This window comes from Allobosea sp. P4_C6 (genome assembly GCF_056402015.1).
On record NZ_JBFUIF010000249.1, the window covers coordinates 1 to 1,345 of the forward strand.

General features: G+C 56.6%; 1 pseudogene. It reads left to right on the plus strand.

The features are described 5' to 3' along the window. Positions 1 to 668 (plus strand): annotated as a pseudogene (locus AC1DVA_RS28390) (integrase core domain-containing protein); the annotation flags it as partial. Positions 669 to 1,345: the final 677 nt, after the last annotated feature.

Consider the following 1,345-nt stretch of genomic DNA (forward strand, 5'->3'; position numbering starts at 1 on the left):
GGGCTTCGGCTATCGGCGGTTTATATTTACACATCCTGTTGCGCCGGGAGGGCTGGCTCGTGAACACAAGCGGACCTACCTCCTCTATCGCGAGGAGGGATTAGCGATCTGCGCGAAGCTGCCACGCCGAATGCGGGCCTTGGCGCTACCTCGAGGCGGGATCGGAGATCGACGCTTCAAACGCGGTCTGGGCCCTCGACTTCATGTCGGACAGGCTCTTCGATGACTGCCTCTTCGGCGGCTGACAGTGATCGATTGCCATACGCGAGAGGCACTCTCGATCGCTCCGAGGGTGAACTTCCAGGCCTACCAGGTCACCGAGGTTCTCGACGGACTGGTGCGCCTGCGCGGCCGACAGAGGAGCCTTCGGTCGATCACGGGCCGGAATTTGCCGGTCGGCTGCTCGATCAATGGGCTTATCTCAACGGCGTCGAGATCGAGGTCTCACGTTCCCGCAACCAACGGACAACGCCTATATCAGACCTTTAACCCTCGTCTCCGCGCGGAATGCCTCAATGCCTTCTGGCTCCTGTCAACGGCTGACGCCCGCGACAGGATCGAGCCCTTGAGATAAGGAGTACAATCACGACAGGTCACACACCGCGCTCGGAGGCTTGACCACGAGGGCCTTTGCAAACCAGGCTTCCGATGCCCGAAAGCTTGCATAGCGCCTGGACCACAAAACGGGTCAAGACCAAAGCCGACCATGCATTAGATTGAGGCCGGACCACTCAACGCCAGTTGGTTGGTCCAATTTCGGATATTTCGTTTGAATTTTAGAGCCCACAGTCTCGCAAACCTTCCCCACATCAGAAATTTCATTGGGCAGCCGCTAATGCCTTGGCTTTTCATGGCAGCCATCCTATGGGAACCAGCCGTGGATATGTGCTAAAGCACAATGGATCGACATATGATACTAAGGTGCAAATCTTGCCTATAAATTGGCGATCGCTTGTACTGCATATCCGTCAGCTTGTGCTGAAACTGCTTTCAAGATGCGTCAGGGTCGCTCTCGCCTTTCCCCAGCTTAGCAAATTGCTGCGCATTGTCGTCCGGCGTTTTCCGGCCGTCGAGAGCCGGCTGAAGGCGCATGTGCTCGGCTTGCCGGATGCCGCGGCCATATTTGCTGCTGTTGAAGCCTTGCCTACCTATACTGCCCAACTTTGTGACCATGCTGGATGGATCCACGCATTTTTGGTGAGCCCCCCCGCTGGCAATGTGGACGATGCGGCAAATGCCTCATCTCCTAAGCGAACAGTTTAAGTCTCCATGCGCCTAGTTTTAGATCTTCAGACTTTGCAATCAGCGTCGCGCAACCGTGGCATCGGTCGATACAGTGACGGGC